The sequence below is a fragment of the Methanolobus sp. ZRKC3 genome, from assembly GCF_045291275.1.
Taxonomy (GTDB): Archaea; Halobacteriota; Methanosarcinia; order Methanosarcinales; family Methanosarcinaceae; genus Methanolobus.
On the sequence record NZ_CP146982.1, the window covers coordinates 2,469,580 to 2,489,280 of the forward strand.

Genomic DNA, 19,701 nt, shown 5'->3' on the forward strand with positions numbered 1-19,701 from the left:
TTTTGTATTTTAGTTATTATTTGGATCAAGGGTGGTCCTATTCCCATCTATGAATATCTCCAAATATCTCCTCTCTTGCTAACTCATTCATAGAAAAAAGTAATATATACTAAAATCTGACATTCTCTGTTCAAATCAACAAAAAAACTATTTTAGATATTATTTTAGAATATTGGGTAATTTAATAGCTTTAAAATCTTTAAAATATCTTCATAAAGCTTCATTAGCAATTAAAATCCAAATAAGCTCTTTAAAATAAGCAAAAATCTTCATATTTTAGAGCTCAGTCATTAAGTATGTTTATATTTGAAAGGACATATGATAGGAAACAATGAAAAAATTACCTCTGATATTGTTGCTATTTCTGCTATCTCTGGTAATAGCTTCAGCTTTAGTTCATCAGGAAGATTCTCGGCCTCATTTTGAGGAAAGAAGGGGAGAGCATGGAATGTATCCATCCCGCCCGCTTTATGATGGTCATAAGATATTTGATAGGCCATTTGGGGCTTTCTTAAGTCCCATCTCCCACATGGATGAGATGATGATTCTTGAAGACAATATCATAAAAGCAGAGTCTATAATACCCCGTCTTGGAGAATTCATTACTCTGCTGGAAGGGGAAGGTAATGATGTTGAAAGAATGGAAGTTCTTCTTCATGAATACAGTTTGCTTGTTAAGGATGCACGACTGTACTTCGAGCTGGCAAATAATTCAGAGAGCCCTATGCCTGAAAACGGATTGCAGATGCCGGATATGACCGAGCAGGAATATCAGGAGCTATCCAGAAAAAGTATAATGCAGTCGAATATGCTTTTGAAGAATATATTTGACGAATTCAAGCCGTATATATCCGGTCGTATTGTACATACCGAAAACAGAAGTTTCATAGCACAAGGCAGCGGTATGGTAATGCTGTCAGGTGCCTTTGATGTTAATGTCTCTGTTCTTAATGGAAAGATGTCCTATATGGATATCAAAAAAGATCACCATCTCAAATTTGAAGATGGAAGAGAACCCCAGGAAATAACTGCTTCAGATCCAAGACAAAAAGTTGTATTCTATGATAATGTCAGTGGTAATGTCACATTTTCAGGCTCAGGTTACAACCTTGCAGTTTTCGGGGATAATATATCATTGTCCTCCAGAGGAACAGGTGGGGTCCAGTTCTTTGGAAAAGGATACTACTACTTCACTGATACTGATGAACCGATACAAAAACAGCTATGGGTTCCCTCTCTATTTGAGAACAATTGATATAGCAGAAACAATTATGGTTATATGAATGAAATTCATACTTTGTATAAGTTGCATTGCCACATTGTTGATGCTGACAGGCATAGCCGGTGCGTCGGAAATTGCAACTGTTCATGGTATCGCTTATGAGTGGAGCACATTTGAGCCCCTAGATAACGCAATAATAGAGGTGAACTCAACTCCTGCACAATCCATTGTGGCAAAATATGGATTATACTCTTTTGAACTTCCAAACGGAAGCTACCTCATCACAGCCAAATATTATCAGGATAATGCGCTCACCTATTATGGGGAAGAGGTAATTACGATAACAGATGAGGGTAATTATGTTCTGGATCTGCTGCTCTTGCCTTCCTATTCAAGCTCTGATTCTACCTTTACCGAATCCGGTGCAGATGTCAATGGGGATGCCCAACAAGCAAGCTCTGTGCCAAACAGCAATAATCTGCTAGCAGGTACTTCGTTAATCGTAATTGTCCTTCTGGTTCTTTTGTTCTATCAGATCCATCACAAGAATGAAAGATTTGAAGCGAGGGTAAAGGCTGTTCACAAGGGAGCTCTCTCTTCAAAATCTGGGATGGAAGTAAAAACAGAAACTTCTGTTCCTGTTACAAGTTCAATATCAACTCCTGCTCCAGTGCCAGCTACTACCCTGGTACCCAAGCCGGAAAATACAGACGTTCCAGCAAAATCGATTTCAGTTCATGAGGTAAAAAACCCTGAAACAGATATTCCTGGATCAGAAGAACCTGAAGATGAGGATTATGATATTCCTGAGGCTGTAGGTGCAGAAATTCCAGAAAAGATTCCAGCACCAAAGCCCTCAGGTCCCGTTCCATCCGACTTGCAGGAGATACTGGACATACTCAGTTCACAGGGCGGACGCATGACCCAGAAAGATATGCGCAAGCGGCTTCATTATTCGGAAGGAAAGGTTAGTCTAATGCTTCTTGACCTTGAGAAGCGGGGCAAGATCCAGAAATTCAAAAAAGGACGTGGCAATGTCCTGTTCCTGGTGGATGAGGAATGATCATTTTTTCTTCAATTACGATTATGTTCTGCAGGTGACTTGTTTTCATGGGACTTTCATCTCTGTTTTTGTAGCAGGGGCATTAATCCATTCTAAATTCGTTTTTTGCACTAATGCACTCTAATTCCACTTAAATAAGTTTTAAACTCTATAATAAGAGCTTGTTCTTCATATGGGTGCTTAAAAAAGCTTCATTGGTCAATTATAATATTTTTGAGCATATTTTCCTGTAAGTATCCTTTTATTAGCAATTGCCAATGGGGAATTGTCCAGCAGATGTCTGCTGGATGTACCACCCCCCAACGTGTAGTACCGTGGCACCTCATCATCTATCAACCATATCGACTATGGTGCCACCACTGTACCAACCCCCCTCAGTAAGAGGCATCTGTTCCTGACATGCAGATGCCTTTTACGGATATATGGAGAATTATTATGATAGACACATGCAAGCAATTCGTTGAATTAAGAACACAGGCCACGATGCTGGAAGATTCCAGATCCTCATCATATGATCTGGTCCGCAAACTGACGCCTGGACATATGGATCGTTTGTTAAGTATATCTCCATCCGGGAAAGGGAATGGGGTCTGAAGTGGTGACCTTATTCGAGGTGAACGTATGAACGTAGATATTAAAGATCCAAAATCCTCTCCTGCTAATCCTCATGATACTTCCCATGATATTTCTTCTCTTATGAAACTGAGTGATGTCTGGAAAATATACCAGATGGGCGAAGTCGAATTTGCTGCCTTAAGGGGAGTCGATCTGGAAATACGCAAGGGCGAATTCATTGTGATACTGGGGCCAAGCGGCAGTGGAAAAAGCACAATGATGAACCTGATAGGATGTCTTGATGTCCCGAGCAAGGGGACGGTCGAATTGAATGATCATGATATTTCCAAAATGGACGAGTCCGATCTAGCTCAGATACGTGGGCAGATGATTGGTTTCATTTTCCAGCAATTCAATCTGATTCCCACACTAAATACAATTGAGAATGTCATGCTTCCCCTGGAATTCCAGGAATCGGATGCAGTGTATTCCAAAAAGCGGGCTGAAACTCTATTGGAAGTTGTGGGTCTTTCCGATAAAATGAACAATTTACCTTCTCAGCTTTCAGGTGGGCAGAGGCAAAGAGTTGCAATTGCCAGAGCCCTTGCTGTGGACCCACCGGTCATCCTGGCGGATGAGCCAACAGGTAATCTTGACAGTAAAACAGGGAGTTTTATCCTGGAATTTCTAAGCGGATTGCACCAAAACGAAGGCAAGACGATAATCATAGTCACACACGACCTTGAACCTGTCAAATATGCTGACAGGGTCATCCACATAAAAGACGGAATGGTCGAAAAAATAGAAAACAAGAATGAACAGGCAAGTTAATGGGAGCCAAAAACATGAAAAAGATAATTATGCTAATGGCAGTAATTGCCTTATCCATCAGTTCTGCATCTGCTGCAATGTATTATGATGCATCCGGTATAGAAGTCGACCTTATGAGTATGAGTCCAAATCCTGCAAGACCGGGAGAATCTGTTGAACTTACCCTCAGTGTCCAGAACACCGGTAATTCTGACCTTGAAGATATCGTGATCCAAATTGAACCTGAATATCCGTTCTCGGCAATTTCAGGAGAATCTCTGAGCAAGAGCATATCGTATCTCAGTGCACGTCAGGAAGATGATGATTCAAGCACTGTGAAATTCAAACTCAAGGTTGATACAGATGTTTCCGATGGCTTTTATGAAATTGATGTGAAGACCTCTATAAGTTCAACGGTAGATGGAAAAAATACAGGTTCAACCACTACCGACACTCTTGATGTCGAGGTCAGGGGCAAGGAGTATGCACAGATCGTAACTATCAGCAAGTCAAGTATCGGCCTTGCAACAGAGGAATCCATAGATTTTGTAGTTACCAACACGGGTAATTCCCCACTGCAGAACATGGAGATCTCATGGAGTGATGCTTCAGGCGTTATCCTTCCTGTATATTCCGGAAATACCAAGTACGTCAGATCCCTGGATGTTGGTGAGTCTGCAACGGTTAGCTATACTGTCATGGCAGACGTAAATGCCGTTCCCGGTCTGTATCAGCTGGATATTACCCTGGAATTCGAGGATTATGATTCCAATGTAGAAGTAATAGAATCCAAGGCAGGACTTTTTGTTGGTGGTGAAACAGATTTCGATGTGAGTTTCTCGGAAAGCAGCTCCGGTGAGGTTTCCCTGACCGTGGCAAATGTCGGGAACAACGAAGCATATTCTGTTAAAGTGAGTATCCCGGAACAGGACAGCTATGGTGTTAGTGGAAGTTCCTCATCCATTGTAGGAAATCTGGATAAAGGTGATTATACCATCACATCCTTTGCCATTGTATCTTCAAACAACGCAATGGCCGAAGACTCTGAAACTGCTAATGAAGATGCCCAGAAAATGCGTACTGCATCCAGAAGGAACGAACTGGAAGTAGTCATCGAATATACGGATTCCACAGGCCAGAGACTATCTGTGGAAAAGAACGTCCCCATAGATCTCATGGGTTCAGAAGATGCTGCTGCGGCAGGAGTCGGAGGCCGGAGCAAAGGAAGTACTTCATCCAGCTCATCTACCTGGATATATGCTGTATTGATAGTTGCGGCAGTTGGAGGGTTCCTTTACTACAGGAAGACAAAGGGTGAGAAGGGTAAGGAACAATGAGATTCAGTACATGCCTGAAACTCGCTGTCAACATTCTCCTGCACAGCAAGATCAGAAGCTGGTTGACAATCATTGGTATTGTCATAGGTGTGGGTTCGGTTGTAAGCATCATGGCATTGGGCGATAGTATGGAGGCCGACATGGCAGATCGTTTTGCTGACATGGATATGACCTTGATAACCATCACTCCTGGATATTCGGGGGCTTCGTCGGCAATGGGGCGAGGTCCGGGCGGCGGTGGCAGTGGTCAGTCCGTTTCAACGGATACCGAACTTACGGATAAGGACCTGATGGCAATAAAACTGGTCGAGAACATAGACCTCCTCTATGGGGAAATATCAGGCAACGAAGAAGTCTATTTTCTGGGGGAAACTGCCACTCTTTCCATAAAAGGTGTGGATTCTCAGGTATGGCAGTATGCCACGTCCTATGAGCTGGAATCGGGGAGGCTTCTGGAGCCTGCTGATAATTACGTTGCAGTCATTGGTTATACCATTGCGAATGAACTCTTTGACCAGTCTGTAGGTGTTAACCAGGTAATCGCCATCAATGGAAAATCTGTACGGGTTGTAGGTATATTTGCTGAAGGTGAGAACGACAGGGGTGTGGTCATGCCCATTGATCCGGCCGCAGATCTCATCGAGGACGCAGAGGATGATGTATTTGACTCAATAGTTGTCAAGGTGGATGAGGTCGAGAACGTGGACGCTGTGGAAGCTGAGATCATCGAAAAGCTCATGATATCCCGTCATGTGAACGAGAAGGACAGGGATTTTAGTACAACAGCTTCCAAATCCATGGCGGACAGCGTATCTGAGATGATGAGCTCAATGACACTTTTCCTCGGAGCCATTGCTGCAGTCTCTCTTGTAGTCGGTGCTGTGGGAATTGCCAACACCATGTTCACATCAGTAATGGAAAAAACCAAGGAGATCGGAACCATGAAAGCAATAGGTGCCAGAAATCGTGATATCCTCACGATATTCATCTTGAACTCTGCTCTGGTGGGATTTGTAGGTGGTGTTCTGGGAATTATCCTGAGCATGGTTCTGTCCTCTCTCTTCCCTCTGCTGGGTCTGCCGATCATGCGTGGTGCCATGGGTAGTGCAGTTTCTCCATATCTTGTGGCTCTGGGACTTTTCATAGCCGTTGGTATCGGAGTTCTTTCCGGTGTAATTCCTGCCTACAATGCATCCCGGATGAAACCTGTGGATGCGCTGAGATATGAGTAAACCCTTGTTCGAAATTCTGCATGATGCAATACATTTGCTTCATGCATGAATTCCTTTGGGCAGCGAGTTCATCCACGACAACTATTTATATTTTTGAACCACTGCTTTATATGGGAGATTTAATGTATGGCGGGAAAATCCTGGTTCTTCGCACTCAGGGAAAGTGACCTTCCTGATGAAAGCATGGAGCTTGTAAGGGTAAAGGGAACGCCTATACTCTTGATCAATAAGAACGGGATGATCTACTCACTCTTTGGTAAATGCAAGCATAAGGGGTGTCGTCTTTCAAAGGGTAGCTTCAGTGATGAGTATACTTTGAAATGTGCCTGTCATGGATGGGAATATGATATAAGGTCCGGTGAATACCTGGGGGATGAGGACGAATCACTGGAAATATATGAGAACAAGGTCGAAGATGGGGAGATATTGGTCCTGCTTTGAGTTCAAACTTAGGGGCATTAGTCTATGGCTTCCTGGATAATAGCTACAAATGAATCGGAATTGAAGGAAGGGGAACCTGCAGACTATGAAATAGGCGGGAAGAACATCTTACTCATAAAAAAAGACGGGGAGATATTTGCCCTCAACAATAATTGTCCACACATGAACTGCCCCTTTACAGGTGGAAAGCTTGAGGATCATACCCTTTTCTGTCCCTGTCATAAATGGGCTTTTGATATCAGGACCGGCGAGTATTTGGTGGCACCCCGGCTTAAGGTAGAGATATATGAAACAAAGGTTGAAGACGGAAAAGTATCAGTCCTTGTATAACAAATTTTAATGATGAGTGTTTACGATGCAGGAAAATTCATGGATATTTGTAATTGATGCGAATGAGCTAGCTGATGGTGAAAAAAAACCAGTCCTTGTGGAAGACAATAAAATACTTCTTATCAAAACGGATGGCGTTTTCTATGCAATGTCAAACAAATGTCCTCATATGGGCTGTCCCCTTTCAAAGGGAGTTCTTGAAGGGTCCGTTATAACATGTTCCTGTCATGACTGGCAGTTCGATGTTAAAAGCGGGCAGTTCCTTACTGCAAAAGAGATAAAGGTGCCTGTGTATGACACAAAGGTTTCTGATAATAAATTATTCGTGAATCTGGAAGGTGCAAATAAATGAAAAAAGTAGTGATATACGCACTAAGTACATGTCCATGGTGTAGGAAAGCAAAAAAGTACTTCAGGGAACTGGAGATTCCGTTTGAATCTACAGATTATGATAAAGCAGATAAAGACACACAGCAGGCTATCAAACAGGACTGCAAAGCACATGGTGAGGAGATGTCCTTCCCATTTGTAAAAATAGACGATGATGTTGTTGTGGGCTATGCCCCTGACAAGTATAAGAAATTGTTGAAATAATGAAGGTGAGTGTGTGGATCCGGAGATACGTAAAGACCAATTGAAGGAAATGTTCCTGCCGCTCGTTGATGCACTGGGTTACAAACTGAGCCTGGATGAGGAGCTGGTGGAATTTCTGTTCGATCAGGAGGTGCAGATAGAAAAGGAAAAGGGGAGTCCTTTCTGTCCCTGCCAGGCTCTCACAGATGAGAGGGAACATGACATGAAACTTGTATGTCCGTGCATACCTTTCCACAGGGAGCATTACGATGCGATGAGGCGTTGCTGGTGTGGTCTTTACGTGCACAAGGACGTTGATGATCCGGATTCGCTTCCACAGATATCTCTGAAGGAATTTGAAGCATCAAAAAAATAGGGAGTGAAGCTAATGAGTGGGGAAAAAGACGTTATACTAAATAATATAAAGACAAGGGCAAGTGTTCGTGAGTATGAGAACCGCCCTTTGAGTGGGGAAGATATAACTGAGATCATCAATGCAGGCATCCATGCGCCTACTGCTTTTGACGCACAGCCATGGTTCTTTGTTGTCGTACAGAACAAGGAAATGATGAAAAGGATGTCTGATCACTGCAAGCCAGATCTTCTGTCACAGCTTGAGGATGCTACCAATGATGCTGCCATACAATACAAGAAAAACCTGGCCACAGATGAGTTCAATATATTTTATGATGCTCCTGTTCTTGTAATAGTGCTTGGAAGCAGTGAAGGTTTTACTACGGAGTATGATTGTTGTCTTTGTGCAGAGAATATGATGCTTGCAGCCCATGCAATGGACATTGGAAGCTGCTGGGTAGGGACAGCCTGTTTCATACAGGATAATCCTGAATTTCTGGATGAGCTCGGGATTCCCAGTGGATATCGGATAATCGCACCTATTGTATTTGGTTATGCAAAAGATAATGTTCCGGCTACTCCAAGGAAAGATCCGGTTGTTGTTTGGGTGAAATAACAGCAGTAAATATTTCTCATGGCTTGGAACAGGATAAGTGAAAATAAATCGTGGTTCACGGAGCTGAGAATAGCCATAGATACGGCTTCAATTTCTGTTTATTTTAAAGTAATATCTATGTATCCTTAACTGTAGTCTCCCCTTTACAGTCCAAAGGATACAGAGATATTAAAATCTGTAATTTATGGAATTCTCGTTTTGATAATTATCTTGGATGGGACAGCTTATATTCATAGAAGAATGGAAACTGTCTGGCCCGGATAATAGAGTCGTTGTTGTTTTTGCTATTAAATTTCAGAATGCCGTCAGCTTATATGTTTCCGAAGGCATATTCGCAATAGCGGGATCCGAGTTTTCGCTAATTCCGGTATTCCCATACATGTCAGGTATGTTCTTCAAACCATACAGGCTCTGCCTTGCATCCTTGAAATAGAACCTTTCCTGCAGGAAATCCTCATCCTTGAGTCTGCCCAGTGCATATCGGATGGTGCGGGGTGGAAGATAACTTTGTTCAGCTATCTCTTTCTGTGTAAGAAGACCGCCGTATTCCAGTACCTTCAGGACAAGTTTTGCAGAAGGCGGAAGTCCTTCAATTGTTTTTCTCAGGCCTTTTTCCTTTGGCTCTGTGATACCCTTCTTTATCTGTACTTTTTCCCTGTAATTTTCAACAAAAACGATCCCTCATTGTTATGCTCCTTTGTATAGATTATGTGGTGGTCGTATCCATAATTTGATATGGTACGGTGTGTTCACAATTGTGACATCACAATCGTGAAGATGGTTTTTATCTATATAATCATGTCGGTAAAATTTGCCCGCATTTTTGTGTCCATAGCAATTTAAGGTGGTATGAATGTTTCAATTATCAATACATTTCATATTGGGATAAGGAATCCGTCCTTTTCTATTCCTGTGTGTATAAACGAATACAATGAAGAATTGCTGGATAGGGCTGAAGAATAAATGAAAAAGAAAAATTCCGATGGATAAGTCACTTACATTCTGACTAATCGTTCTGGAATATAATTATCTGTTCTTTGTTCAGGAAACAAGCCTGATGGCAGTATATGCTATCAGACCTGCTAGTATTGGTGACGTGAGCCACATGAATGCAATACGTCTCACTGTTTTATTCTTCATTGTGGTCATGCCTTTATTAGCACATCCAATACCGATAATGGCTGCCGGTATTATCTGACCAAGTGCCACAGGTATTCCTGCATGGGATGCACCGTGCACAATGATCGCTGCGATCGCTTCAATGAAGACAGCACGAACTGTGCAGAGCTCTGTGATCTCCATTCCCACCGTATCGAGAATTCTCTCTCCTATCAATACCGCTCCAATACCAAGCGTAAGTCCTCCGATAACAGCGCCTGTTGTCGAGTCTATAAGACCTGTTGCTACAAGAGGCCCGACAGCATTGGCAGCATTGTTTGCACCTGCTGAATAGGCGACATAACAACCGGATACCGTAAGGAGTTTTGCAATAATGCTTTTTATCTGTGCTTCAGATTCATGTTCTGAAAGCCAGGTGGCAAGTTTAGGGTGAATATATTTTCCGCAAAGGTAGGCAAGTACGAATGCAAGCACCGGGGTAGTTATCCACCATCCTACTATATGTGAAAGCAGCTGGGTATCGAGTATTCCGTAGAATATACCTATTCCTGCAATTGCTCCTACTGCTGACTGGCTCGATGATATGGGGATCTTTAGTATGTTCCCTATGAAAAGACTAAGGGCAGCTGCAGTTGTTGCAATAATAGCTGCGGTAATTGTTATTGTAATATCCGGGATTATTCCTTCCCCGACCGTCCTGATAACATCTTTACCGCTAAGTACTGCACCAAGCAGGGAAAAAATGGCTATTAATATTACTGCCTCTTTTTTAGTACGAGCTTTTGCACCATATGCTGCTCCCATGGAAGCTGCTGCATTGTTTCCTCCAATATTTATTCCCATAAAGATTGCAGATGTGATTGCAGCCAGCACTATTATCATTTATTAGTAACCCCCTTTACATTGGATATTCCATTTAGCATACAGTTTCTATATTTTCACTCAGTTTTCTCAATTGGAGCAAATATATAGCAAATGAAAGTCAACTTGTTATATAGGGGTGGAGAATGGGGCTAAAATTACCACTAAAAAGAGTGCAACTTTTGCCTTTTTATGTACTTATATATATGAATCTGCGGGAGTTAAGGCGATAACACATGAGTGAAAAGACGATTAGCTATGACAGGCTCAAACAAGGCGGTTTTCTTCGTCAGAGGCAAAAAGAAGATCTTTTTTCAATGCGGCTTCGTATTGTTGGGGGTCAGCTGACTTCAGATCAGCTCCGGGCACTTGCAGATGCTTCTGAGAAGTATGGCAAGGGCGAGGTTCACATAACTGCACGTCAGGGACTTGAGATCTCATATGTTCCCTTTGAAGATGCAGAGGACCTTCTCGATGAGCTTGAAAAAAGAGATATTCGCCAAGGTACATGTGGTCCCAGAGTTCGTGGTGTGGTTTCATGTCAGGGAAATCTGATCTGTCCACGTGGGTTGATCGATGCCGAGAACATTGCAAAAAAAATCGATGAGAAGTACTTTGCCATGGAACTTCCAGGCAAGTTCAAATTTGCAGTCACGGGCTGTCCGTCATCATGTATGAAAGCACAGGAGAATGACCTTGGTGTAATGGGAGGACTTGAGCCAGAATGGGTAGAGGACCTATGTACCTATTGTGGCCTCTGCCAAACAGGATGTCCTGTGGATGCGATCAAGGTCGAGGATGGAGCCCTGCATTATGACAGGGACAAATGTATCCTGTGTGGTCAGTGTCTCTCGATATGCCCCACAGATGCATGGATAAAGTCAAGAGAAGGGTACACGGTCTACGTAGGTGGCAAGGTTGGAAAACATCCAAGATTTGGTGTCAAACTGACTGAACTCGTAGATGAGGAGACTCTGTTCAGGATAATTGAAAGATCAGTGGAGTTCTTCAAAAAGGAAGCAGCTCCGGGAGAACGGTCAGGAGATACTATCCAGCGCGTGGGCTTTGAAGAGTTCAAAGCCTTCGTTCTGGAATAAATTGAGTTTCCAGATAAACAGTACATAGCTGTTATCTGGATCTCATTTCTCCTGGGTGCCGGAATCTCTATAACTTTGCAAAAATTTAATCAAAATAATCGGGTAATGGAACTATGCCAGAAAAGAATCCGGAATTAGCAGAAGAAATAGAACAATTGGCTTTGGACTACAAAGACAGTCCGCCCCATGAAATTCTTGAATATGCCTTGAATAGATTTGATTCAGGTATCTCTATTGCATTCAGTGGTGCTGAGGATGTCGTCCTTATAGATATGGCAACAAAGATCAGGGCAGATGTAAGTGTTTTCTGCCTTGATACTGGGCGCCTGCATCCTGAAACATACAAATTCTTTGATGTAGTGCGAGACCATTACAACATTCCTCTGGAGATATTCTTCGCAAACAGGGAAAAGACAGAGGAAATGGTCCTCAAAAAGGGTATGTTCTCATTCTACAAGGATGGGCATGGTGAATGTTGCGGTGCCAGAAAGGTGGATCCATTAAGACGTTCCCTTAGCAAGAGAGCCGCATGGATAACAGGTCAGCGTAAGGACCAGAGCCCTAACACACGTGCATCCATTCCTGTGGTCGAAGTTGACTCAGCGTTCGGTGATGGTACACTTGTGAAGTTCAATCCTCTGGCGAACTGGACCTCTAAGCAGGTCTGGGATCACATAAGGGAAAACGATGTCCCGTACAATGAACTCCATGAGAAGGGGTATGTCAGTATTGGCTGTGAACCATGTACCAGGCCTGTTCTGCCGGGACAGCATGAACGTGAAGGACGCTGGTGGTGGGAGGAAGCAACCAAAAAAGAATGTGGACTGCATTCAGGAAATGTAAAATCCCAGGTATGACAGTCAAAATATTTATGAAAAACGATCAGTGGGGGACCAAACATGGCTATTACGGAAGAATCTTATAGGCTTTCAAATTTAAAGACACTTGAAGCGGAAAGCATAGGTATTATCAGAGAAGTAGCTGCAGAATTTGAAAATCCGGTTATGTTGTATTCGGTAGGCAAGGACTCGTCGGTGATGGCCCATCTTGCGATTAAGGCCTTTTATCCGAAAAAAGTACCTTTTCCTTTATTGCATGTTGATACCGGATACAAGTTTCCTGAAATGTATGAATTCAGGGATTACTATACAAAGAAGCATAATCTTGACCTGAAGGTTCACAGAAACGAGGAAGCTATTAAGAAAGGGATAAATCCCCTTTCAGTTGGAACGGTCAAATGCTGTGGTGAGCTCAAAACAAAAGCACTTCTTGATGCATTAAAGGAAGGCAGCTATGATGCAGCGTTTGGAGGCGCCCGGAGGGACGAAGAGAAATCAAGGGCAAAGGAAAGGATTTATTCATTCCGCGACAAGCATGGTCAGTGGAATCCGAAGGACCAGAAACCTGAGCTTTGGAACCTCTTTAATTCAAAGATAGATCCCGGGGAATCCATCAGGGTATTCCCGCTCTCAAACTGGACAGAACTTGATATCTGGACATATATTTACCATGAAAATATTGAGATCGTTCCTCTTTACTTCGCAAAAAAAAGACCGGTTATTGAGAAGCATGGCCAGCTGATTCCGGTCTATACGGATGAACACGAGGAAGAGGTCAAGGAAGTAATGTGCCGCTTCAGGACACTGGGATGCCATTACTGTACGGGTGCAGTACGGTCAGAGGCAGATACTTTGCCGAAGATCATTGAGGAGATGATGGTTTCCCGTCATTCCGAGCGTATTACTAGAATAATCGATCACGACCAGGATAGCTCCATGGAGCAAAAGAAGAAGGAGGGATACTTTTGAAGGACTCTGACTCTTTAGTTGAACGAAATCAGAATATTGATCTATTGAGGTTTGCCACTGCAGGAAGTGTGGATGATGGTAAATCAACCCTTATCGGGAGATTATTATACGATTCAAAATCAATATTCGAGGATCAACTGGATCTAATAAAGACATTCTCGAAAACCCATAGGAGCCAGGATATTGATTATTCCCTGGTAACCGATGGCCTTAGATCAGAAAGGGAGCAGGGAATTACAATTGATGTCGCATACAGGTTTTTTTCGACTCCAAAAAGGCGCTTTATTGTTACTGATACTCCCGGGCATGAGCAATATACAAGAAATATGGCTACAGGTGCATCAAATGCATCGCTTGCCCTGATCCTTATTGATGCCAGGAACGGAGTTGTAACGCAGACAAAACGGCACTCATTCATCTCATCTCTTCTTGGTATCCGGAACTTTGTAGTTGCAATCAATAAAATGGATCTTGTTGATTATTCAGAAGAAGTGTTTGAAAATATAGTAAGCGAGTTTAACGCATTTTCTGATAAGTTATCAGATGAATCAATTTATTATATTCCCATAAGTGCCCTCAAAGGTGACAATGTCATTGAACGAAGCGCCAATATGCCCTGGTACCAGGGATCGACGCTGCTTGATTACCTGGAGAATATAACTGTATCCGGTGGTCGCAACCTGGTCGATTTCAGGTTCCCTGTCCAGTATGTTAACTGGGGAGGCGATGATTTCAGGGGTTATTGTGGCACAATATCTTCAGGCGTTATACACAAAGGAGACAAGGTAAGAGTTCTCCCTTCTGGAAGAACGAGTAAAATTTCAAGGATCGTCACGTATGACGGGGACCTCGATTATGCTTTTGCTCCCATGGCAGTAACTCTTTGCCTTGAGGATGACATTGACATTAGCCGTGGTGATATGATCGCAAAGGTTGATGACCTTCCTGTAATTGCCGGAAGCCTGGAGGCGAATGTAGTATGGATGGATAGCGCTCCCATGGAGATCGGAAAAGATTATTTGATCAAGCATACTACCAGCACGGTGAAAGGAAATTTTGCAGAAGTACTTCATGAGTTTGATCCTGAAGACATCAGCATGAAACCTTTGGATGTTTTGAGCTTAAATGAGATCGGAAAAGTCAAGGTTGAATTGAAAACCCCGATATTTGCCGACATTTATTCCGAGAACAAGATCACAGGTTCATTTATTGTAATTGATCCCCACACCAACCAGACGGCTGCTGCCGGCATGATCTCGAAATACAATCAGGTATCTCCTGACAAAGCATGCAAATCTGTAAAGGCGAAGGTCATTCGTTATCCGGGAGGCAAAAAAGAAGAGGCACAAGCCAATTATGACCGCCTTTCCATGCAGGGTACGCATTGTATCTACGTGGATGATGATCTGCTGCTTGAAACCCTTTGCAAGGGAATACCGGTTGACAGTGAACAATATTCCGATACAATTGAGGATCTGTGCAAGATCGTCACAAGATCAGGTGTGTCTGTGGTTCTGTGCTCTGATCATTTGAGCAGTTGAATCTATTGAGATGGGATGCCTCTGCACTTGATAGGTAGGTGCGGAGTTATTTCCTCTCTATTATGGGCACATTTCCTGTTGCTACGCTGCTGAAAAGGTTATTGCAGAGGTAGCTTTTTCTTTCTTTTTTTTGGAACTCTGAAAGTGATTTATGTGTCTTCCACAGAATCTTCATTTTCTGTGCTGATCGATATATAGCAGTACGCATTGGTACTACCTGATTTTCCTATGTATGGTATGTGGCAACAGTCCGTCGATAACATCAATTGAGGATGAGAATTACCAGGATGGGGGCGGGGTTTGTAGTATTGGATAAAGAAAACAGTAATTTAGGAAGCTGGGATGTGGAAACAACTCTATAATGAGCAGTTTCCGCATCCGGACATGGAATGTCTATTTATGTTTAATATTTATCATCACGCTTCTGCGGGGTGAAACGAATTCTCGCCGAGCGGAACGTAGCTTTCCGGTTCAGCCCACTTCGCTTCTAATCGTGCATCCTCCACTTCGAGAATGGTATTTGTTATCTTGTCAAGCATGATCATTGCACCACGGTATCCGAGGCTGAGTATCCTTTGTGCTCCTACCCTATCGTGTATGGGGAATCCGAACCTGACAAGAGGTATGCCCATTTCCTTTGCAATGTACTTGCCATTGGAGTTTCCTATGAGCATCTGGGGCTTTGCCTTCTTGACAGCATCGTTGAAAGTGTCAAAGTCAACATCCTCAAGTATTGTCACATCACAGTCAGGCTTGACCTGCTTTACTCTCTCCATTGCGTATTCAGCAAATCTGGGGGACTTACTGGAAGCAACGACCAGTATTGGATGCATGCCATTTTCAAGTGCTAATGAGAGCATTCCCAGTACGTTGTTCGGGTCTCCGTAAATGGCTACCTTAGTGCCGTATACATACTTGTGGGAATCCACCATGGCATCTATCAAACGACCTCTTTCCTTCTGGTATGCTTCAGGAATATCGATCCCTGCAATTTTGGACAGTGTAGCCAGCACCCTGTCTGTGTATTCCAGTCCGATAGGAAGTGGCAGGTTCTGAGCTGGGATCTCAAATGTTTGTTCAAGGAAGCTGACTGCTCTATTATCGTTAGTAATGCCCATGCCAATAGTTGCAGCACTGTTTTTCATGTCCGCAATATCAGAATGCTTTGTGCCACCAGGTGTTATCTTCTGGAGTTCTCCTGTCATGGGTGCATCAAATGTTTCGGAAATATCAGGTAGCAATATGTAGGAATTGGAACCCACAGTGTTGGAGAGTATCTGCTTCATCTCACGGGTATCTTCCGGTGAAATGTTCTCTGAAAGCACGATATTCAGCTTGTTATTGAATATGTTCTTCCCAGAGTCATCCATGGTAAATTCCTTGACTATGGCCTCTACTGCCTTTATATAACCACTGTTATGGCTTTCCTCATAACTGGGAGTTGGTACGGGAATTATTATTCGCTCGTTACCAATGCATTCTTCTTCCCGAAACTCTGCAATGATACGTCTGATATCGTCACCAATTGTCTCTGCAAGACAGGTGGTGGAAACACCGATGACCTCTGGGTTGTAACGCAGGATGAGGTTCTTAAGGCCCTTCTTAAGATTCTCGCTTCCGCCGTAAACCGCTCCCTTCTCACTCAGGGAACTTGAACCTATATCAACAGGTTCCCTGAAATGATGAGCTAGATGCAGCCTCATATAAGTACTGCATCCCTGTGAGCCATGCAGTAACATCATTGAGTTTTCGATTCCCTTAAATGCCATTACACTGCCCATTGGCTGGCACATGATGCAGGGGTTTACAGTTGTATAATTTCGCTCAGTCATGCTATTGACTCCTGTACTGCAACAACGTTCACATCATGCATGCTATTTCTCTCCTCTACAATTTCCTTTAATTTTGATCCATCAGAAGTTCCTGCATCATTTGTTTGCCTGATCATGCTGGGCTGGTCATGCTGAACTTCCAGCTTAGATCCGACTACCTTCCATACCGGGCTGTTGATGGTTGTGTCCAGTTCCCTTGCAAAGTTAAGGAATCCGTCATAACCCTCGAATTCGATATCCCTGTCATGGTTAAAGTCACAGAAGGCAACACCCAGCTTGAAGGCAATGAATCTCTCCTTGACACCGGCAACCATGAGGTCAGCCTTCTGTTTCACAAGCAGGTCAGCAAGTTCCAGGGCATTCGCGTCATCCACAATGACAGTTCCGTCCTTCACCTGGTAACTGATCTGCTCATAATCATCTCTCTTTCCGGTTTGTGTACCGATTATCACGACTTCCATCCCAAGTTCACGGAAGCCCTTGATGAGTGTAAGTGCCTTGGCAGCACCGCCCATATAGATGGCTGCCTTCTTTCCCTGAAGACGGTTGCGTATCTTTTCAATCTCAGGCAGTATTCTCTTGGTTTCGGTCTCTATGATATCCTCGGCTATCTGCTTCATTTTCTCGCTGCCGAAGAAATTGGCTGTCTCTCTCAGGGCAATGGACAGATCCTCGATTCCAAAGTAACTTACCTTCTTGAATGGAATTCCGAATTCCTTCTTCATCCACTTGGCAAGATAGGTCATGGAACCTGAACACTGTACCAGGTTGAGTTGAGCACCGTGTACCTTGGAAATACTATCTGTAGTCGAATCTCCAGTCATTGAAGTTATGACCTGTATACCCATCTTTTCAAAGAGGGGCTTAACAAGCCAGACATCCCCTGCAACATTGTAGTCACCCAGGATATTTATCCTGTACTCGGAGGTAATTTCGGGTTCCTTTGTTCCGATAAGTTGCATAAGGGCATTACATGCTGCCTTGTAACCATCGGACTTTGTCCCCTTGAATCCTTCAGACTGTACAGGTAATACAGGAATTCCTGTCCGCTCGCTTGCTTCCTTGCAAATGGCTTCAAGGTCATCTCCTATGATCCCGACAATACAGGTTGAATAGACAAAGATAACCGGGGGGTTGTATAACTCGACAAGCTCATCGATGCTTTTTGAGAGTTTCTTCTCTCCTCCAAATACCACATCGAGTTCCTTCATGTCAGTGGAGAAACTTGTACGAAATGTTTCTTTATCACTTGACAGGCTACCCCTTATGTCCCATGTATAACTGGCACATCCGATAGGACCGTGTACAAGATGAATTGCATCGGTCACGGGGTTAAGTGCCACACGTGCACCGGAGTACACGCATGCCCTCTGGCTCATGGATCCTGCAATGGATGTATTATCGCAGGCAAGCTCAGTGTTGTTCTTTTGCTTGAGGGCAATGTATGGTTGTCTTTCATCCAGCGTGTTGATCACGCCTGTAATGTCTGGCATATTATCACTCCGAAATTAATAATGAGGTCGTTACTGTACGACCTCGAGTTCTTCTTCAGGAACAGTCTTATCCTTGATGTCCAGGAATGTGTTTCCTATCCATTCGACCATTCTTGCAGTTCCTGCATATCCCATTACAGGGAAGTTGTGCAGGTTTGCCCTGTCCATTATCGGGAATCCAACTCTTATAAGTGGGATGTCCTCTGCCAGAGCAATGTACTTTCCATAGGTGTTCCCTATGATCATGTCGACAGGCTCGTTCTTGATTATCTGGTGCAGGGTAAACAGGTCTTCTCCGGTAAGGATCTGTGAGTCAGGATATATTGGATGTACCAGTTCTGACATTTCCCTTTCGAACTTCTTGCTTAGACTACCTGAAAGAATCACTGTTGGCTCCATTCCCATTTCAAGCACCAGGCTTGTGAGACCCTGGATTATGTCCGGATCTCCGAATATGGCTACCTTCTTTCCATTGTAGTGTGCAAAAGCATCCGTCATCATATCAACGACTCTTGCCCTCTCCTGTTCAAGTTCTGGTGGGATCGGTACATTTGCAAGTTGGGCTGCCTTCATGATGAACCTGTCAGTGTAACGTACGCCGATAGGTACAGGTCCTACCTGTGCAGGCATCTTGAACTTGTTCTTGAATGCGTTTGCTGCTGCACCACCAGCCATGCCACACAATGCGATAGTTCCAAGTGAGTTCCCACTGTCTTCCACATCTCCAATGGATGTTCCACCCCTTGCGTAGAGCGATCCGTCACCTGAAAGTCCGGCATCGAACACATCAGTCTGGTCAGGGAACACGATGGCAGGAATATTCATAATGGAAAGAATCCTCTTGATTTCCCGAATGTCTCCCGGATCAACGAAACCTGGTATTATATTGAGCTTGCCATTTGGCTTTGTCTTCTGGGCAAAGGTTGTGACGAATGACTTGACCATGTTGTCGTAGCCGGTTACGTGGGAACCCACATAACTTGGAGTTGATGCAGCACAAAGTTTTATGGAAGGGTCAATAAGTTCTTCCATCTTTACATCTTCAACGATCTGGTTTACATCATCACCAATGGTCTCGGCTACACAGGTTGTGTGGATAGCCACGACTTCAGGCTGGTAGACAGCTTCTATATTGGTAAGTGCCTGCCTTAGGTTGGATGCACCACCAAAAACAGCTGTTCCTTCATAGAAACTGCTGCTTGTACCTGTGGTTGGTTCTCTGTAGTGTCTGGTAAGACACATCCTTAAATATGACAGACATCCCTGTGACCCATGGCTGTGGGGCATACAGTTGTGTATGCCCATTGCAGCATAAACTGCACCTATGGGCTGGCATATCTTGGCGGGATTGATTACCAGTGCATCCCTTTGAACTTCTTCCTTAGGGGTATAATCTAACATTTTCATCATCTCCGTT

21 protein-coding genes are annotated in these 19,701 nt (G+C 43.5%); 16 read left to right on the forward strand and 5 right to left on the reverse strand.

Annotated elements, in window-relative coordinates; translation table 11 throughout:
* Positions 1 to 331: 331 nt before the first annotated feature.
* From V7O66_RS12580 to V7O66_RS12635, 12 genes are all read left to right on the forward strand, one after another.
* Positions 332 to 1,255 carry a hypothetical protein gene (locus tag V7O66_RS12580; protein WP_406660651.1) on the forward strand — a complete coding sequence of 308 codons (924 nt, stop codon included), beginning with the start codon at positions 332 to 334 and terminating at the stop codon, positions 1,253 to 1,255.
* Between the two features lie 28 nt (positions 1,256 to 1,283).
* Positions 1,284 to 2,285 (forward strand): helix-turn-helix transcriptional regulator, encoded by a 1,002-nt coding sequence (locus V7O66_RS12585; RefSeq protein ID WP_406660652.1) that lies wholly within the window; start codon positions 1,284 to 1,286, stop codon positions 2,283 to 2,285.
* Positions 2,286 to 2,720: 435 nt separating this feature from the next.
* Positions 2,721 to 2,879 (forward strand): hypothetical protein, encoded by a 159-nt coding sequence (locus tag V7O66_RS12590; RefSeq protein ID WP_406660653.1) that lies wholly within the window; start codon positions 2,721 to 2,723, stop codon positions 2,877 to 2,879.
* Between the two features lie 102 nt (positions 2,880 to 2,981).
* Entirely contained in the window at positions 2,982 to 3,671 is a 690-nt protein-coding gene (locus tag V7O66_RS12595) for an ABC transporter ATP-binding protein (RefSeq protein ID WP_406662665.1), read from the forward strand.
* Positions 3,672 to 3,685: 14 nt separating this feature from the next.
* Complete coding sequence (locus V7O66_RS12600) at positions 3,686 to 4,987, forward strand: COG1361 S-layer family protein (RefSeq protein WP_406660654.1); 1,302 nt, start codon at positions 3,686 to 3,688, stop codon at positions 4,985 to 4,987.
* A complete protein-coding gene (locus V7O66_RS12605; RefSeq protein WP_406660655.1) occupies positions 4,984 to 6,219 on the forward strand; it encodes an ABC transporter permease in 1,236 nt (411 codons plus the stop codon). Before V7O66_RS12600 ends, V7O66_RS12605 begins: the two co-directional genes overlap by 4 nt.
* 126 nt (positions 6,220 to 6,345) lie before the next feature.
* Positions 6,346 to 6,660: a Rieske (2Fe-2S) protein gene (locus V7O66_RS12610; RefSeq protein WP_406660656.1), complete on the forward strand. Its 315-nt coding sequence runs from the start codon at positions 6,346 to 6,348 to the stop codon at positions 6,658 to 6,660.
* 24 nt (positions 6,661 to 6,684) lie between these two features.
* Positions 6,685 to 6,990 carry a Rieske (2Fe-2S) protein gene (locus V7O66_RS12615; RefSeq protein WP_406660657.1) on the forward strand — a complete coding sequence of 102 codons (306 nt, stop codon included), beginning with the start codon at positions 6,685 to 6,687 and terminating at the stop codon, positions 6,988 to 6,990.
* 25 nt (positions 6,991 to 7,015) lie between these two features.
* Complete coding sequence (locus tag V7O66_RS12620; protein ID WP_406660658.1) at positions 7,016 to 7,342, forward strand: Rieske (2Fe-2S) protein; 327 nt, start codon at positions 7,016 to 7,018, stop codon at positions 7,340 to 7,342.
* Positions 7,339 to 7,584 carry a glutaredoxin family protein gene (locus V7O66_RS12625; protein WP_406660659.1) on the forward strand — a complete coding sequence of 82 codons (246 nt, stop codon included), beginning with the start codon at positions 7,339 to 7,341 and terminating at the stop codon, positions 7,582 to 7,584. Before V7O66_RS12620 ends, V7O66_RS12625 begins: the two co-directional genes overlap by 4 nt.
* A 13-nt stretch (positions 7,585 to 7,597) precedes the next feature.
* Positions 7,598 to 7,939: a ferredoxin-thioredoxin reductase catalytic domain-containing protein gene (locus V7O66_RS12630; RefSeq protein ID WP_406660660.1), complete on the forward strand. Its 342-nt coding sequence runs from the start codon at positions 7,598 to 7,600 to the stop codon at positions 7,937 to 7,939.
* Positions 7,940 to 7,951: 12 nt separating this feature from the next.
* Entirely contained in the window at positions 7,952 to 8,533 is a 582-nt protein-coding gene (locus V7O66_RS12635) for a nitroreductase family protein (RefSeq protein WP_406660662.1), read from the forward strand.
* A 294-nt stretch (positions 8,534 to 8,827) separates the two neighbouring features.
* On the opposite strand, the gene V7O66_RS12640 is transcribed toward V7O66_RS12635, so the two are convergent.
* Positions 8,828 to 9,211 (reverse strand): MarR family transcriptional regulator, encoded by a 384-nt coding sequence (locus tag V7O66_RS12640; protein WP_406662667.1) that lies wholly within the window; start codon positions 9,209 to 9,211, stop codon positions 8,828 to 8,830.
* Positions 9,212 to 9,574: 363 nt separating this feature from the next.
* A complete protein-coding gene (locus tag V7O66_RS12645; RefSeq protein WP_406660663.1) occupies positions 9,575 to 10,534 on the reverse strand; it encodes an anion permease in 960 nt (319 codons plus the stop codon).
* A gap of 215 nt (positions 10,535 to 10,749) precedes the next feature.
* Between V7O66_RS12645 and V7O66_RS12650 the strand changes: the two genes are divergently transcribed.
* The 4 genes from V7O66_RS12650 to cysN all read left to right on the forward strand — a co-directional run bounded on the left by V7O66_RS12650 (position 10,750) and on the right by cysN (position 14,959).
* Entirely contained in the window at positions 10,750 to 11,610 is an 861-nt protein-coding gene (locus V7O66_RS12650) for a 4Fe-4S binding protein (protein ID WP_406660664.1), read from the forward strand.
* A 113-nt stretch (positions 11,611 to 11,723) separates the two neighbouring features.
* Positions 11,724 to 12,467, forward strand: coding sequence for a phosphoadenylyl-sulfate reductase (locus V7O66_RS12655; RefSeq protein WP_406660665.1), 744 nt, complete (start codon positions 11,724 to 11,726; stop codon positions 12,465 to 12,467).
* 42 nt (positions 12,468 to 12,509) lie between these two features.
* Positions 12,510 to 13,418 (forward strand): sulfate adenylyltransferase subunit CysD, encoded by a 909-nt coding sequence (gene cysD / locus V7O66_RS12660; RefSeq protein ID WP_406660666.1) that lies wholly within the window; start codon positions 12,510 to 12,512, stop codon positions 13,416 to 13,418.
* A complete protein-coding gene (cysN, locus tag V7O66_RS12665; RefSeq protein WP_406660667.1) occupies positions 13,415 to 14,959 on the forward strand; it encodes a sulfate adenylyltransferase subunit CysN in 1,545 nt (514 codons plus the stop codon). Before cysD ends, cysN begins: the two co-directional genes overlap by 4 nt.
* 416 nt (positions 14,960 to 15,375) lie before the next feature.
* Here cysN and V7O66_RS12670 read toward each other — a convergent pair whose 3' ends face one another.
* The 3 genes from V7O66_RS12670 to nifK are packed head-to-tail and all read right to left on the reverse strand — an operon-like array spanning position 15,376 to position 19,694.
* Positions 15,376 to 16,791 carry a nitrogenase component 1 gene (locus V7O66_RS12670; protein ID WP_406660668.1) on the reverse strand — a complete coding sequence of 472 codons (1,416 nt, stop codon included), beginning with the start codon at positions 16,789 to 16,791 and terminating at the stop codon, positions 15,376 to 15,378.
* Complete coding sequence (gene nifE, locus V7O66_RS12675) at positions 16,788 to 18,284, reverse strand: nitrogenase iron-molybdenum cofactor biosynthesis protein NifE (protein WP_406660669.1); 1,497 nt, start codon at positions 18,282 to 18,284, stop codon at positions 16,788 to 16,790. Before nifE ends, V7O66_RS12670 begins: the two co-directional genes overlap by 4 nt.
* Positions 18,285 to 18,314: 30 nt before the next feature.
* Entirely contained in the window at positions 18,315 to 19,694 is a 1,380-nt protein-coding gene (nifK, locus tag V7O66_RS12680) for a nitrogenase molybdenum-iron protein subunit beta (protein ID WP_406660671.1), read from the reverse strand.
* Between the last annotated feature and the right edge of the window lie 7 nt (positions 19,695 to 19,701).

Excerpts from the sequence above, each read along its gene's own strand:
- V7O66_RS12580 (WP_406660651.1), top strand. The coding sequence starts at position 332 with ATGAAAAAATTACCTCTGATATTGTTGCTATTTCTGCTATCTCTGGTA.
- V7O66_RS12585 (WP_406660652.1), top strand. The coding sequence starts at position 1,284 with ATGAAATTCATACTTTGTATAAGTTGCATTGCCACATTGTTGATGCTG.
- V7O66_RS12590 (WP_406660653.1), top strand. The coding sequence starts at position 2,721 with ATGATAGACACATGCAAGCAATTCGTTGAATTAAGAACACAGGCCACG.
- V7O66_RS12595 (WP_406662665.1), top strand. The coding sequence starts at position 2,982 with ATGAAACTGAGTGATGTCTGGAAAATATACCAGATGGGCGAAGTCGAA.
- V7O66_RS12600 (WP_406660654.1), top strand. The coding sequence starts at position 3,686 with ATGAAAAAGATAATTATGCTAATGGCAGTAATTGCCTTATCCATCAGT.
- V7O66_RS12605 (WP_406660655.1), top strand. The coding sequence starts at position 4,984 with ATGAGATTCAGTACATGCCTGAAACTCGCTGTCAACATTCTCCTGCAC.
- V7O66_RS12610 (WP_406660656.1), top strand. The coding sequence starts at position 6,346 with ATGGCGGGAAAATCCTGGTTCTTCGCACTCAGGGAAAGTGACCTTCCT.
- V7O66_RS12615 (WP_406660657.1), top strand. The coding sequence starts at position 6,685 with ATGGCTTCCTGGATAATAGCTACAAATGAATCGGAATTGAAGGAAGGG.
- V7O66_RS12620 (WP_406660658.1), top strand. The coding sequence starts at position 7,016 with ATGCAGGAAAATTCATGGATATTTGTAATTGATGCGAATGAGCTAGCT.
- V7O66_RS12625 (WP_406660659.1), top strand. The coding sequence starts at position 7,339 with ATGAAAAAAGTAGTGATATACGCACTAAGTACATGTCCATGGTGTAGG.
- V7O66_RS12635 (WP_406660662.1), top strand. The coding sequence starts at position 7,952 with ATGAGTGGGGAAAAAGACGTTATACTAAATAATATAAAGACAAGGGCA.
- V7O66_RS12645 (WP_406660663.1), bottom strand. The coding sequence starts at position 10,534 with ATGATAATAGTGCTGGCTGCAATCACATCTGCAATCTTTATGGGAATA.
- V7O66_RS12650 (WP_406660664.1), top strand. The coding sequence starts at position 10,750 with ATGAGTGAAAAGACGATTAGCTATGACAGGCTCAAACAAGGCGGTTTT.
- V7O66_RS12655 (WP_406660665.1), top strand. The coding sequence starts at position 11,724 with ATGCCAGAAAAGAATCCGGAATTAGCAGAAGAAATAGAACAATTGGCT.
- cysD (WP_406660666.1), top strand. The coding sequence starts at position 12,510 with ATGGCTATTACGGAAGAATCTTATAGGCTTTCAAATTTAAAGACACTT.
- V7O66_RS12670 (WP_406660668.1), bottom strand. The coding sequence starts at position 16,791 with ATGACTGAGCGAAATTATACAACTGTAAACCCCTGCATCATGTGCCAG.
- nifE (WP_406660669.1), bottom strand. The coding sequence starts at position 18,284 with ATGCCAGACATTACAGGCGTGATCAACACGCTGGATGAAAGACAACCA.
- nifK (WP_406660671.1), bottom strand. The coding sequence starts at position 19,694 with ATGATGAAAATGTTAGATTATACCCCTAAGGAAGAAGTTCAAAGGGAT.